We start from the raw sequence: 15606 nt of genomic DNA, 5'->3' as shown, positions 1-15606 counted from the left end.
AGCACGCTTTCGGTCATTCGCGCCCGGCCTCCCGGCACTCGCCCAATTTCTGTGCCGCTGACGGAGGAGCTGGCCTTCCTGCGCGACTATCAGTTTATGCTGCAGCGTCGGTTCGGGGCGGCGTATGTATTCGAGGAGGACATACGGGTGCCTAATGCCGAGCTGGGAAACCTGCTGATTCCGCCTAGGGTAGGGCAGGAAGTGCTCACCAACGCCCTCAAGCACAAACTGGGCAGCCGCGCCAAACCATTGCGGGTGCAGCTTATGATAACGGCCACCAGCCTGAAAATGCGCAACGCCCGCCAGCCCCGGCCGGTGCCCGCGCCGTGCGAAGGCAGCGGCCTAGCCGGCCTGCGTGCCCGGTTGGCTTTGCTGCACGATGTGCCGGTGCGGGTGGAGGAGTCAGTCGGCGGAATAGTTTAGCGTGACGCTGCCGCTGAGCCGGCTGGACCCATTACCAGCGTGAACGCCACTTTCAATCCAAAATCCTGCTACCGCCAATGCTTAGTTTGCTGTTGGTTGAAGACGAGGAACCCGCCTTTAACCAGCTTAGCCGCTTTGCCCTGCGCTACGCCCCAACGGCCACCATTGTGGGCGAGTGTCAGTAGATGAGTGAGGCCGCAGATTTCCTGCATCAGCACCCGACCCCCAACCTTATTCTATTGGATATTGAGTTGCTCGACGGCAACGTGTTCCAGCTGTTCGGGCAGGTGGCCGTCAGCAGCCCTATCATCTCCGTCACTGCCTACGACTCGTTTCTAGTGCAGGCCTTAGAGTAGAACGTCATTGCTTATGTGCTCAAGCCGGTGCAGTACGCGCAGTTTGCGGTGGCCATGCAGAAGTTTGAGCGGCTGCGCCAGTCATTTCAGGCGGGCGTGCTGCAGCAGCTAGCCGCCACGCTGGGCGGCGGCGCGGACTCCGTAGCAGCCCCGGCTTACAAGCAGCGCCTCGTGAGCAAAACCCGCCAAGGCCTGTACCTGCTCGATGTAGCCGAGCTGCACTACTTCCAGCTGCGCAACGGCGTAACGCACGCCTTCGATGCCCAGAGCAAGAGCTTCGTGCTCAACGAAAGTCTGAGCCAGCTCGAAGCCCAACTCGACCCGGCGCAGTTCTTTCGGCTCAACCGCACCGAAATGGTGCAGCTGGGTGCTATCGAGCGGCTCGAACTCTACTTCAACGATACGCTGGTGGTACACCTGAAAAGTGCTGGGGTAGCCCTCACGACCAGCACCCACCGTACGCCCGAGTTGCGCCGCTGGGTGGGCCTCAAGTAAGGGCTGCCGACTCTTATTCCTCCTCCCGATTAACAGTTGCCGGGCTGAAGGCAGGCACGCAGATGGACCAATACTCGCACTCGGCGTCGAAGGGGTTGGAGTAGCGCACCCGCGCCCCGGCCTTAATCAGCAGCGACTCGCCGGCGCTTAGCTCTACTACATCACCGTCAATCTCGAACCGTTTGCGGCCGCGCACGACAATCGTTACTTCGTCGAACTCGGGGCGCTGGTGGGGCTCGCTCCACTGGGGCGGGGCCACCATGTGGGCCACGCTGTACTGGCTGGTGCCGGTGCTGGCCTGGCCGATGTGCTCCTCGATGAGTTTGCCATCGGTGGTGGGCACTATAAAGGGGTTTTGCTGGCGGAAATAGCGTTTTTCAGACATTAGTAAAAGCTGGTGAAGAATTAATTTGTTCGGCCGGGACACTCGCCAGGGGTGGAGCTGGTTACGCCGGCGTTGGTAGCCTGGCAGGCGTTGCCGTAGGTTTTGCCGTCGCAGCCGCATACCGGGTCGTACTGCATGGTGCAGGCCGCGTCGGGCCGAATTTTGGCCGGGTCGATGCAGAGCGGATCGGCGGCGGTGGTAGGGTAGCTGCGTTGGCAGGCTATAAGGGCCGGTAGCAACAGCAGGCAGCAAAACAGTCGGGTGAGCATGGCGCTAAGATAAGGGCGAAGGTTAGAGACAGTAACACAGCTACTACGATAGTATAGCCGCTTTAGTATATTTTCAATCGATTTTTCGGCCCGCGTATAACCCCGCCCGCCCGGCTTCGTATAGGGAGCCATAACCGGCGGCCAGGCTCAGCAGTTATGCGCCTCGTTTCCGCTTCCTTTGAATCTCTATTTCCAACCTTTCTCTCCACAACATGTCGCATTACGAAGAAGACAACTCGGGTAAAATTCTCCTCGCTGTTATTGCCGGTGCTGGTGCCGGTATCATTGCGGGCCTCCTGATGGCTCCTGATAAAGGCAAAGAAACCCGTAATAAACTCGGCAGCGCTGCCACTAAGTACAGCGGCCAACTCGGCGACCAACTCTCCAAGTACGGTGAAGACCTCGATTCTAAGTTCAAAGGCTACATCGAAAAGCTCGAAGACATGGGCCTGACCGGTGCTGGCGGTAGCCTGAAGCTGAAAGGCAACTGGGACGATCTGAAAGGCAAGCTGAAGCAGCAGTATGCGCAGCTGACCGACGAGGACCTGACCTACGCTGAAGGCAAAAGCGACGAGTTGGTTGGACGTTTGCAGACCAAGCTCGGCAAAGCCAAGAACGAAGTAGTGAAGATGCTCAACGATCTGTAGGTCGAGCTTCATAACAACAAAGGCCCCTGTCTTTTTGCAAGGCAGGGGCTTTTTGTGTAAACCCACCTGCCGTTGCCGCGTTATAAAAGCGGGCAGGCCGCAGTGGCTGCCATCTAACGCCATTATTTCCCTTCAATCATGCAAGACACGAAAGGCAAAGTAATTCTCTCGCTGCTGGCTGGCGCTACAGCTGGCATTGTGGCCGGCTTGCTACTGGCTCCCGAAACCGGTGATGAAGCCCGTGCCGATATCAAAGAATCGGCGGGTAAGCTTAACAAAGACCTCGCGAAGCTGCTGAGAGAGGGTAAGGCCCGCTTGGATTCCTTAACCGGCAACGCTCCTGCCAACTCCGAGCAGCAGTCTGCCGACCGTACGGCCGCCGACGACCTGCTCAGCTCCATGAATCAGCCATCTGGTCCCGGCGCCGGGATATAAATTATTTTTTCAGTTGATGTAACCATGTATTCAGCGTTTCCGTAAACATGTGTACAAGCCGCCTGAAAGATAGGTGGAGAAGCCATTCCAGTAAAATTGCCGGCCGTTAAGCTTCTGTCAGAACCTGGTTAAATAGCCTGACAGCAAAATTAATTGTTGCCCATCGCACATTTCTGTCTTGGCCCTGCCTTGAATGGTAGGCGGTTTGTAAATAAAGAAAGCCTCTCGTCCTTATTGACGGGAGGCTTTCTTCTTTTATGTGGTCTGGTTAAAAACGAGCGAGTAGGGTTGGCCTCGTATAGCCTGTCCTACTCGCTCGCCTACTGCTTATTGCTCGGGGTGCGGGGCATTTTCCGACTTTGTGTACTCCGGCTTCATCTGCGGGAAAAAGAGCACGTCCTGGATGGAATTGGAGTTGGTCATAATCATGCTCAGGCGGTCGATGCCGATTCCCAATCCGGCCGTGGGCGGCATGCCGTATTCGAGGGCCCGCAGGAAGTCCTCGTCGAGCACCATGGCTTCGGTGTCGCCTCGCTTACCCAGTTCCAGCTGCTCTTCGAAACGGGCGCGCTGGTCGATGGGGTCGTTGAGCTCAGAGAAGGCGTTGCAGATTTCCTTGCCGTTGCAGATGGCTTCGAACCGCTCCACCAATCCCGGCTTGCTGCGGTGCTTCTTGGCTAGTGGCGACATCTCCACCGGGTAATCGGTGATGAACGTGGGCTGGATGAGCTTGGGCTCCACATGCTCACCAAAGATTTCGTCGATGATTTTGGCTTTGCCCATGCTCGGGTCGAGGCCTACTTTCAGGTCTTTGGCGGCGGCGCGCAACTCCTCCTCACTCTTGCCTTCAATGTTGAAGCCGGTGAAGTGCTCGATGGATTCGGCCATCGTGTAGCGCTTCCAGGGGCGCTGGAAATTGATGAGGTTGTTGCCTACCTGCACCTCGGTTTTGCCGTGCAGCGCCATGGCCACGCGCTCCACCATTTCCTCCACCAAATCCATCATCCAGTAGTAGTCCTTGTAGGCTACGTACAGCTCCATCTGAGTGAACTCGGGGTTGTGGAACCGCGACATACCCTCATTGCGGAAGTCCTTGCTGAACTCGTATACCCCATCGAAGCCACCCACAATCAGGCGCTTCAGGTACAGCTCGTTGGCAATGCGCAGGTATAGCGTCATGTCCAGCGTGTTGTGGTGCGTTTTAAAGGGGCGTGCTGCCGCGCCACCGTACAAAGGCTGCAGAATGGGCGTTTCCACCTCCAGGTAGCCCTTATCGTTGAGGTAGTTGCGCATGGCCTGCACCAGCTGGGTGCGCTTGATGAAAGCCTCGCGCACGTGCGGGTTAACCACCAGATCCACGTAGCGCTGGCGGTAACGCTGCTCGGGGTCGGTGAAGGCGTCGTAGGTGATTTTCTCGCCGGTGGCTTCGTCGGTACGCTCCTTTACTACGGGCAGGGGCCGCAGGGCTTTACATAGCACCGTCAGGCCGGTTACGTGAACGGAAGTTTCGCCCACCATCGTTTTAAACACCCGGCCGGTTACGCCAATGAAGTCGCCCAAGTCGAGCAGCTTCTTGAAAACCGTATTATATAGCTCCTTGTCTTCGCCGGGGCAGATTTCGTCGCGGTTGATGTATAGCTGAATCCGGCCCGAAGCGTCCTGCAGCTCAGCAAATGAGGCTTTACCTTTCACCCGCATCGACATCAGCCGGCCCGCTAGGCTTACCTCCTGAAAGTTGTTGAGCTCGACGTGATAGTTATCGAGAATTTCCTGGGCGTAGAAGCTCACATCGAATAGCTCCGAAGGGTAGGGCTCGATGCCGAGCTGCTGGAGCTCGGTTAGTTTATTGCGCCGGATGATCTCCTGTTCGCTGAGGTGCTGCATAGGATGAGGGGGTAGCGGCCCCGCAAGGAGCGGGGCTAAGTCAAGCCGCAAAAATAGCGCAGCCTGCCCGCCTAACCTAACCCTTCATTTTGCTATAAGCTGCTGCTCTTTCAGGACGGAACAGTACTGACGCAAAAAGCGCCGACCCAGGGGGCCAGCGCTTTGGTATATATGCAGTAGGGGGTACGAAGGACAGCTATCAGCTAACATAAATAGCTCAGAAACTATGCGGCCATGCGTAGCACCGGCGTTTCATCGTCGGTGAGCTGCGGGGTTACGCGGGTACGCAGGCGCTCGGCCACAAACGAGTTGTGCAGATGGCGGGGCAATTCGGCAACCAACTGCTCATAGCGCTCCAGGCCCAGAGCCTTGGCCACATAGGTTTCGTGCAGACCGTTGAGGTAGCTCACAATATCGAGCAGCGACTGGTGGAACAAGCTGAAGTCGATGTCGGCCTCCACAAAACGCTCAATCTCGCGGCTGGTCTGCGAAATGCGCAGACGACCCAGCAGGTCGAAAAGCGTAGTGTAGCCCAGGCGCCAGGTAATCTGCTGCCAATGGGCGGGCGTCCACTTATCGAGCACCTTGCCGGTCTTCTGGCTGCGCAGGGCCGTATTGGCGTTGGCCTGCACCTGCAGGCGCGTGGTCTTAGCCTTGATGGTGCGGGTTGTGCGCAGAAACTGCCCAATCTGGGCCTGGGCGTCTATTTCCTTGCCCGCAATCTGCAGGCCCGCCTTGTAGCCGGCCAGCGGTAGGCGGTGGATGCTAAAGTCGCCGTAGGCTCCGGCAGCATAGAACGAAATGGGGCGTGGGTAGGCATTGCGCACTACCAACCGGCCCACCTCACGGCGCACCAGCGCGGGGTTGTTGCTACGTGCGCCAGTGGTATACAGAAAGGCCTGCAGACCGGCCATAATAGTGTGGTAAGCTTGGGGGAAAGTCCAGTGCAGGGCGTTGCGCAGGTAGTCTTCGTCGCCCAACTCAGCAGTAGCCCGCAAGGCGTACTCAGTGCTCCAGCAGGCATGCAGCATCTTGGTTATGGCCTGCACGTCGTCCTCGGCCAGCTCGGGCTGGTGCGCCCGGAAATAGGGGAGGTGACGCAGGCCACCCTGGGCATTGTCAGCCTCCTGAATGTGGTAGTTAATGGCGAAGAAGTAATTGAGAAACACCTGGGCCGGAATCGATTTGCGCCAGGTTTCCTCGGCTTGCTTCTGCTCCTCAGTCACGAGGGGGATAATCGGAGTTTCCATGTCTGTCGTCGTCATGATTAGTAAACCATCAGACACAAATATAAGTTCTTATTTGCTAAAAATATTGACAATGTATTTGCATTATTAATGTAATGATATTCAATTAGTTGTGTGAAACATAGAGCTGGATATTATGTGGGTCTATGTGTGTCTATTTACTAAGGTGAATAGGGGTGATGACAGGGAAACAAAAAAGCCTCCCGAACCAGAGTCCAGGAGGCTTGTATACTGGCCAACGTGGGGGCCGGTAGCTTAGATTTCGTCGTGGAGCACGGCTACGGCTTCGCGCAACGTGATATCCTTGGTAAGCGGCTTCACAAAGCGCGAGGTACGGTTCACCTTAATCGTATCGGCACCAATCTGGCGCAGATCGAATGCCAAGGGCGCGATGGTCATGGGCTGAGCCGCGTTCTGGATGGCCTCGTACTTGTCGGCCTCCACTTTAGCCAATTGCTGTTCGCTCCGGTAGCTGGTCAACTGCAGCGACACCTTGGTGTCATCCTTCCGCTTCACCATGCGCTGCACCATTTCGGAAAGCTGCTTGAAGCTGGCATTGCTGTTTACGCGGGTTAAGCTGGCCTGCCGCAACTTGTCGATGGGCGGGTTGCCGGCCCAGGGACGGTAGCGGGCGGGCGAAATCTCGTCCCACTTCAGGGCGTACTCCTGACTTTTCTCGCCTTGATCAAGGTAGCTATAAGCGTCTGGCAGAATGATGTCAGGCACAACGCCTTTGAACTGCGTCGAGCCACCGTTGATGCGATAAAACTTCTGGATGGTGAGCTTAAGCGAGCCGAAAGGCTTGATGTTGTTGAACTCGGCAGGCAGGGCATCGTCCAGATCGATGATGCGCTGTACTGTGCCCTTACCATACGTGCTGGCCGAACCCATTACCACGCCGCGTTTGTAGTCCTGGATGGCAGCGGCCAAAATTTCTGAGGCCGAGGCACTGTACTTGTTCACCAGCACAATCAGTGGGCCGCTGTACTGCACCCGTGGGTCACGGTCGTTGAGTACGGTGGCTGCGCCCTGGCTGCCACGCACCTGCACTATCGGGCCGCTATCGATGAACAGGCCCGCCATTTCCACGGCGTCCTGCAACGAGCCACCGCCATTGAAACGTAGATCAAGCACAATGCCCTTTACGTTTTCGGCCTTCAGCTTTTCCAACTCTTTCTTTACATCAGCGGCCGAGCTACGGCCGCCGTTGTCGTTAAAGTCAGCGTAGAAGTTGGGCAGCTTGATGTAGCCCAGCTTATCGCCGTTATCGTCGATAGTAGCCGACTGCGCGTACGTTTCCTCAATCACGACTACATCGCGAACGATGGGGATGATTTTGGTGCTGTTATCGGGCTTGCGCACCGTCAGGCGCACTTCAGTGTTCTTACGTCCCCGAATCAGGGTAATAGCTTTGTCCAAACGCCAGCCTTCTACTGATACAGGCTCCTCGGCACCCTGAGCTACCCGCAGAATAATATCACCGGCTTTCAAATCGCCCTGCCGGTACGAAGCCGAACCAGGCACGATGTCGTTTACCCGGATGTTGCCGTCCTTCTCCTGCAGCGTAGCGCCAATACCTTCAAAGCGGCCGGTCATGGCAATATCGAAATCGTCTTTCTGGCGTGGGGCGAAGTACTCGGTGTGTGGGTCGTAAGTATTGGCAATCACGTTGGCGTACATAGCCAACCGGTCGGCCGCTTCGGTCTGCTCCAGGTCGTGGAAGTAGTCGTTGAAGTACTTGAGCACGCGCTTGCGGGCCTCCGCCTCCATTTGTTCAGCATTCAGTACCGGACTCGATACTGTTGCTTCCGACGGCTTGGCGTTGGTAGAAGCCAAAGGCTTATCCTTCTTTTTGGCCTGCTCATCCATAATCTCCGACAGGCGCACCATCGTTTGGTATTTTAAAAACTTGCGCCACTCCTCGCGCTGGGCAACCGGGGTAGCGGCGAAGGTATTTTTGTCGGCTTCCGTTTCAAATGTTTCAGCTATTGTGAAATCGAAGGGCTTGGCCAGAACCTCACGGTAGATTCCCTGTACATCCTTCACGCGCTGGCCCATGAGCTTGGTGCTCAAGTCGAGGTACTCGTGCGTACCTCGGATAATTTGGTTATCGATGTCGTTCTGAAACTTGCGTAGCTGCTGCACATCGGTAGCCAGCAGAAATTTCTTGCTGCCATCAACGCGCTTAAGATAAAGGTCGAATACGCGCTTGGAGAAAGCGTCATCCAAGCGCTCGGGCTGGTAATGGGCCTGCGACAGACCTTGCACCATTGCCTTGATAAGCACCTCATCTTTCTGAAGCGGTTGCGTGTCGTTGCGCCGGTAAAGCTTGTAGGAAGCCAGTACGAAAACGGCCAGCAGAACCGAAACGTAGAGGCCTATTTTAATGCGGGGAGCAGGCATGGGCAGAAGAAGAGGAAATGAAAAACAAGCGGTCTAAGCTGCCGTAACGGCAGGACGGAGCGCGATTTAGGTAGATAACGTGCCGGGCGATGAAATAAGTGCCTAAGCCCATCCACCAACTGGCCCTTACCGGAGTTTGTGTGCGCTGGAGGCCAGCAATGGGCTTGCAAGCTGTGAATATAGCAACTCAGCAAATAGAAGCCCAAAACGGGCGTAAAGTTGCTTTTTTTAGCCGTTAGCGTATAAAAAAAGGTTCTTCCCTACCAGGGAAGAACCTTTTGCTTCGCTCAGATACGCCAGAGGCGTATTTACTTAGTAGCGACGTACTTTATCACCGTTATGGCGACGGAACTCCTCTTCGAAGTAACGAGCGTCCTCTTCGTTGCGGGGACGTACACCCATAACAATGTTGCCGTTCTTCACATCGGTTTCGTACTCAGCAGCATGCTCCTCAGGAATACCCGAGCCTACCAAGGCACCTACTAGGCCACCCGTCAGGCCACCGGCACCGGCACCAGCCAGAGCAGCAGCAATAGGACCAGCAATTACGAGGCCCAAGCCGGGCAACGCTACCGAGGTACCGATGGCAGCAATAGCACCAATAATTGCACCGGCGGTGCCGCCAATGGCCGAACCTACGCCAGCACCTTCCATGGCCTTATCGCCAAGCTCGGTGTCAACTGTGTCGTCGCCGAAATGCTGCTTGCGCGTATCATCCGACATTACAAGGTTCACATCATCCTTATGGTAGCCACGCGAAGCGAGCGACTGATAGGCACGCTCAGCGCTATCACGGTCGCGGAACGAGCCTGCCGTGTAAGAGTTGCCCGATCCGTAAGTTTCATTGTTACCAGTTACAGCACGAGCAGCGTCGCCGGCAGCATTCTGGGTGGCATCAATGCCAGCACCTACAGCAGCACCTACCGAGCCGGCAGCAGCAGCACCTTTCTGGGTAGCGCTGAAATCGTGATTAGGATTGTTGTCGCGGTTCATCGAATCGTTGTTCATGGGATGGGAGATTTAAGATGGAAATGGAAATAAAAAGTGATTTCCGTGCTCCAATGGAAAGGAAGAGAGTAACGGAGGTTTCGAGGCTTTTAACGCAGCCCCCAAAACGAAGTTGCGCCAAAATGATGCACGCAACCTTTTTCCACTCTAAAGATCCTGCTTTAAGCCCCCATGGGCCACTTTTGACCTAAACCTTAGGCTTTGCAAATTTTTCGAAATTGGCATCATCCTGCCAAAATTCGCGGCACTGGTGGCGCAGGTCCTTCAGGAAGTTCTCGTCCTGCTTAAGCGTCCGCCACTCACCCATACCCAGCCGCTCACACATCTTGAAGAAATTGTCACCCTGGCCTTTCGAACCCTTTACTTTCACCAGGCAACTGAGCATCGGGCGGCCAGCCTGAAACTCGTTCTCCGAAATATCCGTCAGAATTTCGTTGAGGCGGGCCTTTTCGTGCGTGATTTCCATATTGAGACCTAATTCAGCTTCCTGGATCAGGTTCAGGTAGCTGGTGGTGCCAATTTGATTTCGGGAAAAGCGGATGAGGTGAGAGCGTACTCGGCCAATCATGGGCGGGAGAAGAGAGAGTGAATAAATGCGCGCCCATAAAAGGGCAAAAGGCCTACCGGTGCCAAAACTATGCCGTTTGACTCCGGTAGGCCCAAGTGTGTTGTGCAGCTACAGCTTGCGCCGCCGCATCTCCTTCTGAATCAGACGAAACTCGCGACTGGTCTGGCCGGCAATGGCGGTGTTTTCGTCGGCACGGCGTAGCAGGTAGGGCATAACCGCTTCTACAGGGCCATAGGGCACGTACTTAGCGGTATTGAAGCCAGCGTTGGCTAAGTTATAGCTCAAGTTGTCGCTCATGCCATACAGTTGGGCAAACCATACGCGTGGGTCGTTGGGCCGCAGGTTGTGGTGCTGCATGAGGTCGGTAAGTAGGAGTGAGCTGGCTTCATTGTGCGTGCCGGCACACACGCTTACGTGGTCGATGTGGCTGATGCAGAAGGCCAATGCCTCATCGTAAAGGGCATCAGTAGCTTGCTTAGTGGGGTTGATGGGGGTAGGGCGGCTCTGGGCTGTTGCCACGCGGGTTTCCTTCTCCATGTAGGCACCGCGCACCAGCTTGGCCCCAATCTGGTACTGGCCGGCTTTGGCCTCGGCAGTGGCTTCTTCGAGCGCCGTCAACCGGTCGTGGCGGTAGAGCTGGTAGGTGTTCCAGACAATGGCCGACTCGTGGTTGTAGCGCCGCATCATCTGGTAGGCCAACTGGTCGATAGTACCTTGAAACCAGCTTTCCTCGGCATCAATAAACACGCGCACACCATACTGGTGTGCCCGGGCACAGATGGCATTCACCCGCACTACCGTTTTATCGAAGCTGGCCTGCTCGACCGTGCTCAGCGTATTGCCGGCCTGTACTTTCTCCAGAATGGCGACTTCGCCCACGCCGGTTACTTTAAATACCGAGAAAGGAATGTGCTTGGAGCGATGCGCGAGGTCAAGCGTAGCCAGAATTTCGGTGGTCGTGGCGTCGAAGCTCTGGTCGTCGCCTTCGCCCTCCACCGAATAGTCGAGGATGGTGCCGATGTCGTAGCGGCCCAACTCCTCAATTACAGGGAGGCACTCCTGAATGGTTTCACCCCCGCAGAAATGCTCGAAAATAGACTTTTTGATGAGAAACTTAGTGCCGGGTAGATGCCACTTAAGAGCCATTTTCATCAACCCGCCACCGGTTTTTACCAGCGTAGGGTTGTTCATGGACGCAAACAGGGCGTACATTTTACGCAGCTCGCCATTGGAGCGGGAGGCAAATGCAACGGCCGTATCCTCAAAGGAAATGGGGGGAGCCTGTAACTGGGACATAAAGAGCAGCGGGTGGGAGCGGCCGCAAAGCGGACACGTAGCAATAAGAATAAGTAAAGATAAGCTGCCAACCTAGTTTCTCCGCATCAGTCTGCTACGGAGCTGCGAGCCTTCGCTCCCAACAGGAAAGGCCCGTATACAAAAAAGGCTTCACCAATTACGGTGAAGCCTTTTATAAACCATTTTCCACCACAGGTGCCTACTGACACAGCGGTAAAGGAAAAAAATATTCAAGCAAGCTTGGCCTTACCGGACAACATGCACCGCCGACGTTATGACGGCTCTTTCGCTGCGCTGAAACAGATGGGTAGATGGCTGATTGATAACATCCTGCAAGTGCAGCTGATTGCCGGTTAAGGAGTAGGTCTGCCGGCGCTGATAGCCGTGATACGTAATCATGTAGCGCACCGGCCCCCACCAACGCAGCCCGTCGCGGCGAACCGTGAAGTTGGCGGCACTTACCAGCACGTCATCCTGATAAAAGCGTGCCCGGCCTCGGCGGTCGAAGCAGATGCTCATGTGATGACCGGTGTTGGCTGGAGTAAGGGCACTATGACTCCCATTGTTTGTGTGCTTCCACTCCCAGTTACCTACTAAGCCAGCCTCGTTGGCCGGAAGCAGCGCTTGCTGGTTACAGGAAGCCAGCAGACCAATACCAGCTACTGCTAACAGCCAACAGGCAAGGCGCACCAGTGGGTGTATGGATAAATGAGATGTAAGTTGCGGGCGCATAGTATGGCACGTATAATATTTGGATCGAAATAAGCATTAATTGTTTGTATCATCATCGTAATTTTGAATAAACATCGAAAAATCATATAAAAATGTTTCAAACCATACAAATAGGCCTTACAACGTTGGTGCAGCTGGCCGAACTGTTGCACACTCCGGCCGTGAGCCAAGTGGTTGTGCTGGCCGATGAGAATACCGTCAGGGAGTGCCTGCCACTAGTGGAACCGCACCTGCCGGCCGGTTACCGACTGGTTGAAATGCCCGCCGGCGAGGAATACAAAACGCTCGATACTTGCCAACTGCTCTGGGCCGAGCTGACTGAGCTACGCGCTGACCGGTATGCCGTGGTAGTGAACCTGGGCGGCGGAGTGGTAACCGATTTGGGTGGTTTCGCGGCGGCTGTGTACAAGCGCGGGGTGCGCTTCGTGCAGGTGCCCACTACGCTGCTGGCCCAGGTAGATGCCAGCGTAGGTGGTAAAACCGGCGTCGATTTCATGGGCTTCAAAAACCAGTTGGGCGTATTTCAGGCGGCGGCGGCTGTCTTTATCGACCCACGCTTTCTGCGCACCCTCGACCCGCGTCAGCTGAAATCAGGCTACGCTGAGGTGGTGAAGCACTGGCTGATTGCTGATGCCGAGGCCTTCGAACGTAATCGCTACGTAGGCATTATGGTCGATGACTGGACGCCGGTTATTGAAGAGTCGGTGGCGCTTAAGCAGCGCATCGTCGAGCAGGACCCACTGGAAACCGGGTTGCGGAAGCTGCTTAACTTCGGCCATACGGTGGGCCACGCGTTGGAAAGCTACCTGCTCCAGCAACCGGGCCGCGAGATTCTGCATGGCGAGGCGGTAGCGGCTGGCATGGTGTGCGAAACCTGGCTCAGCTACCACCGTGGCTTGTTGAGCGCGGCCGAGCTCGACAAAATCGAGACGTTCCTGTTCTCTATTTTCGAGAAGGTGCAGTTTGTGCTCCTCGAAACCGAAGCCATTGCTGATTATGCGCTTCAAGACAAGAAAAATACCGGCTCCATAATCAACTGCACGCTGCTCGAAGGTATCGGCCATGGTGTATACGACCAGCCGGTAACGCTGGCCGAAATTGTGGAGGCCCTGCGCTACTACCACCGGCTGCCGGGCTAGTGGCCCCGCCGGGCATTGTTTTACCAGGGGCGAAGCACCAGTTCGTCCTGCATTCTGCTACTGTTATCAACTCATTTCTCACGCTTACCTGGCCGGTTGGCCCATTGCGCGGCACGGCGCAGGTACCGGCTTCTAAAAGTGAAAGCAACCGAGCCCTGATCATCCAGGCGCTAGCCGGCGGCGGGCAGCTCCACAATCTCTCCGACGCCAACGATACCCAACTGATGCAGCGGCTGCTGCAGGACCCCACCGCCCCGGTATTCGATGCCCAAGACGCGGGTACCGTCATGCGCTTCCTGACGGCCTACCTGGCCATGACAGGCCGGCAGACGGAGCTAACCGGCACGGCCCGCATGCTGGAGCGGCCCATTGCGGTGCTCGTAGACGCGCTGCGCGAATTGGGTGCCCGCATCGAGTACGTGGGCCAGGAGGGCTACCCGCCGCTGCGGCTGCTGGGCCGCACGCCCCAGCCCGCCACGGCCGAAGAAACGGAACCCGTTGAGCTGACAGTGCGCGGCGACATTAGCAGCCAGTACATTTCGGCGCTGCTGATGATTGCGCCCACACTGCCGGCCGGCCTGCGCATCTGGCTGACGGGCAAAGTCGGCTCGCGGCCCTACATCCGGATGACTCAGGCGCTGATGCAGCATTTCGGAGCCAATTGCCGCGACCTGGGTACGGTGCTGGAAGTGCGCCCGCAGCCCTACCAACCCACCGATTACACGGTGGAAGGCGATTGGTCGGCGGCCAGCTATTGGTACGCCATGGTGGCGCTGGCCCCCGAGGGCTCGTACCTGACGCTGCCCACCCTGCGCCGCTACTCCTGGCAGGGCGACCAGGTCATTGCCGGCATCATGGCCCAATTGGGGGTGCATACCGAGTTTCTGGCCAATGAAACCCTGCGCTTGACCAAAACGGCCCCCGCTGCCCGCCTCACCCAGGATTTCACCGACTGCCCCGACCTCGCCCAGACCGTAGCCGTAGTAGTGGCGGCCCTCGGCATCCCGGCTACCTTCACCGGCCTCGAAAGCCTGCGCATCAAGGAAACCGACCGCATAGCCGCCCTGCAAACCGAGCTAGCTAAGTTCGGCGGCGCGCTCACGGATGCAGGCGAGGGCCGGTTCGAAGTGTCAGCCGAGAACTTCCACGTTGAAGGCCAGACGGTGGCCACCTACCACGACCACCGCATGGCCATGGCCTTCGCGCCATTGGCGCTGTTAGGCGAAATTCGCATTGAGGCCCCGCAGGTGGTGCGCAAGTCCTACCCGCAGTTCTGGCAGGAGCTGGAAAAGGTAGGTTTCAGCGTTCCAGCCTCAACTAACTAACCAGCTCAGCCGCCAACTATGAAACCGGCGAAATCACGATTAACCAGCGGAAACTAGTGATTTAAGGTAGCTGGCCGTCAGGCGCAGGCGGCTGCCGTACCAGCTGAACAGTTCGCCATCGACGATACGGATGCGGGCGTCGGGGCAGAGCTGTCGGAACTCGGCTACATGCTTTTCGGCGAAAGGGTAGGGCTCCGAAGAAAGTAGAATCTGCTGGGGTGCGGCGGTTAGCAACTGCTCGGGCGTGATTTCGGGGTAGCGACCCAGATGGCCAAACACGTTGCGGAAGCCGGCGCGGGCCAGCATCTCATCAATGAACGTGCTGCCGGCCGCTACCATGTAGGGCTTGCGCCAGATGAAGTAGGCGGCTGGTACCAACTCGGCGGCGGGCGGAGCCAGCGCGGCAAACGAAGCGGCAATGTCGTTGGCCAGCGCGTCGCCCGCTTCCTTGCGGCCCGTTAGCAGGCCCACTCGCTTAATCATATCCAACGCATCTTCGAGCGTCGAAATGTCGCTCATCCAGACTGGATACTTGGCTGTCAGCTGCTCGATGCCCTCCTGGTAGTTCTCCTCTTTGTTGCCGATAACGAGGTCGGGCTTCAACGCGGCAATTTTCTCGAAGTCGAAGTTCTTGGTGCCCCCAACTACAGTGGCCGACTGTCGGGCGCCATCCGGATGCACGCAGAACTTCGTCAGGCCAACTATCCGCTCGCCCAGTCCTAGATCAAACAACAGCTCGGTTTGCGAAGGCACCAGCGACACAATCCGCCATGGCGGAAACGGCACCGCCACCTGCCGGTCCATCTGATCGGTTACAGTTAACGGCGGAAAAATGGGCGGTAAGTCCATAAGACGGATGTAGGAGTAAAAGAGCCAGACATTTAGTCGTAACCAAAAGGAGCCGCCCTCATCGGACGGCTCCTTGTACCGTATTGAACGATGTAGGGGCGGGGCGCATCTCCGCCCCCCCGCCCCTCGGCACGAGGTCGGGTGG

At 56.8% G+C, this 15606-nt stretch carries 17 protein-coding genes; 7 read left to right on the top strand and 10 right to left on the bottom strand.

Translation table 11 applies throughout. From position 1 onward, the window contains the following. Positions 1 to 51 precede the first annotated feature (51 nt). The 3 genes from HW556_RS09310 to HW556_RS09300 all read left to right on the top strand — a co-directional run bounded on the left by HW556_RS09310 (position 52) and on the right by HW556_RS09300 (position 1274). Entirely contained in the window at positions 52 to 423 is a 372-nt protein-coding gene (locus HW556_RS09310; protein ID WP_176899751.1) for a LytS family sensor histidine kinase, read from the top strand. A gap of 185 nt (positions 424 to 608) precedes the next feature. Next, positions 609 to 779: a hypothetical protein gene (locus tag HW556_RS09305; RefSeq protein WP_176899750.1), complete on the top strand. Its 171-nt coding sequence runs from the start codon at positions 609 to 611 to the stop codon at positions 777 to 779. A 15-nt stretch (positions 780 to 794) separates the two neighbouring features. After that, on the top strand, positions 795 to 1274 hold the full coding sequence (locus tag HW556_RS09300) for a LytR/AlgR family response regulator transcription factor (protein WP_176899749.1): 480 nt from the start codon (positions 795 to 797) through the stop codon (positions 1272 to 1274). Positions 1275 to 1287: 13 nt separating this feature from the next. Here HW556_RS09300 and HW556_RS09295 read toward each other — a convergent pair whose 3' ends face one another. Further along, positions 1288 to 1659: a cupin domain-containing protein gene (locus HW556_RS09295; RefSeq protein ID WP_176899748.1), complete on the bottom strand. Its 372-nt coding sequence runs from the start codon at positions 1657 to 1659 to the stop codon at positions 1288 to 1290. Between the two features lie 20 nt (positions 1660 to 1679). After that, a complete protein-coding gene (locus HW556_RS09290; protein ID WP_176899747.1) occupies positions 1680 to 1928 on the bottom strand; it encodes a Kazal-type serine protease inhibitor domain-containing protein in 249 nt (82 codons plus the stop codon). Positions 1929 to 2140: 212 nt separating this feature from the next. Here HW556_RS09290 and HW556_RS09285 point away from each other — a divergent pair, with 212 nt between their 5' ends. Both HW556_RS09285 and HW556_RS09280 read left to right on the top strand, forming a co-directional pair. Beyond that, the gene (locus tag HW556_RS09285) at positions 2141 to 2575 is read left to right on the top strand and encodes a YtxH domain-containing protein (protein WP_176899746.1); all 435 of its coding nucleotides are present in this window, start codon (positions 2141 to 2143) and stop codon (positions 2573 to 2575) included. Positions 2576 to 2713: 138 nt separating this feature from the next. Continuing rightward, positions 2714 to 3010, top strand: coding sequence for a YtxH domain-containing protein (locus tag HW556_RS09280; protein ID WP_176899745.1), 297 nt, complete (start codon positions 2714 to 2716; stop codon positions 3008 to 3010). Positions 3011 to 3337: 327 nt separating this feature from the next. On the opposite strand, the gene lysS is transcribed toward HW556_RS09280, so the two are convergent. The 7 genes from lysS to HW556_RS09245 all read right to left on the bottom strand — a co-directional run bounded on the left by lysS (position 3338) and on the right by HW556_RS09245 (position 12106). Further along, on the bottom strand, positions 3338 to 4894 hold the full coding sequence (lysS, locus tag HW556_RS09275; protein WP_176899744.1) for a lysine--tRNA ligase: 1557 nt from the start codon (positions 4892 to 4894) through the stop codon (positions 3338 to 3340). A gap of 224 nt (positions 4895 to 5118) precedes the next feature. After that, positions 5119 to 6159, bottom strand: a complete 1041-nt coding sequence (locus HW556_RS09270; protein WP_246289581.1) for a hypothetical protein — start codon at positions 6157 to 6159, stop codon at positions 5119 to 5121. A 237-nt stretch (positions 6160 to 6396) separates the two neighbouring features. Continuing rightward, positions 6397 to 8544, bottom strand: a complete 2148-nt coding sequence (locus HW556_RS09265; protein ID WP_176899743.1) for a carboxy terminal-processing peptidase — start codon at positions 8542 to 8544, stop codon at positions 6397 to 6399. A gap of 312 nt (positions 8545 to 8856) precedes the next feature. Next, the gene (locus tag HW556_RS09260; protein ID WP_317170499.1) at positions 8857 to 9552 is read right to left on the bottom strand and encodes a hypothetical protein; all 696 of its coding nucleotides are present in this window, start codon (positions 9550 to 9552) and stop codon (positions 8857 to 8859) included. 187 nt (positions 9553 to 9739) lie between these two features. Beyond that, positions 9740 to 10120: a hypothetical protein gene (locus HW556_RS09255; RefSeq protein ID WP_176899742.1), complete on the bottom strand. Its 381-nt coding sequence runs from the start codon at positions 10118 to 10120 to the stop codon at positions 9740 to 9742. Between the two features lie 108 nt (positions 10121 to 10228). After that, positions 10229 to 11416: a proline dehydrogenase family protein gene (locus HW556_RS09250; protein ID WP_176899741.1), complete on the bottom strand. Its 1188-nt coding sequence runs from the start codon at positions 11414 to 11416 to the stop codon at positions 10229 to 10231. Positions 11417 to 11662: 246 nt separating this feature from the next. After that, positions 11663 to 12106 (bottom strand): hypothetical protein, encoded by a 444-nt coding sequence (locus HW556_RS09245; RefSeq protein ID WP_176899740.1) that lies wholly within the window; start codon positions 12104 to 12106, stop codon positions 11663 to 11665. Between the two features lie 134 nt (positions 12107 to 12240). On the opposite strand from HW556_RS09245, the gene aroB reads away from it, so the two are divergent. After that, positions 12241 to 13287 carry a 3-dehydroquinate synthase gene (gene aroB / locus HW556_RS09240; RefSeq protein ID WP_176899739.1) on the top strand — a complete coding sequence of 349 codons (1047 nt, stop codon included), beginning with the start codon at positions 12241 to 12243 and terminating at the stop codon, positions 13285 to 13287. A gap of 104 nt (positions 13288 to 13391) precedes the next feature. Continuing rightward, positions 13392 to 14612: a 3-phosphoshikimate 1-carboxyvinyltransferase gene (locus HW556_RS09235; protein ID WP_176899778.1), complete on the top strand. Its 1221-nt coding sequence runs from the start codon at positions 13392 to 13394 to the stop codon at positions 14610 to 14612. 39 nt (positions 14613 to 14651) lie between these two features. Here the strand turns inward: HW556_RS09235 and HW556_RS09230 are convergent, their stop codons facing one another. Further along, positions 14652 to 15461, bottom strand: a complete 810-nt coding sequence (locus tag HW556_RS09230) for an ABC transporter substrate-binding protein (RefSeq protein WP_246289580.1) — start codon at positions 15459 to 15461, stop codon at positions 14652 to 14654. Positions 15462 to 15606 lie beyond the last annotated feature (145 nt).

The sequence above is a fragment of the Hymenobacter terrestris genome, from assembly GCF_013377905.1.
GTDB lineage: Bacteria > Bacteroidota > Bacteroidia > Cytophagales > Hymenobacteraceae > Hymenobacter > Hymenobacter terrestris.
This window is presented reverse-complemented; position numbering and strand designations above follow the sequence as displayed.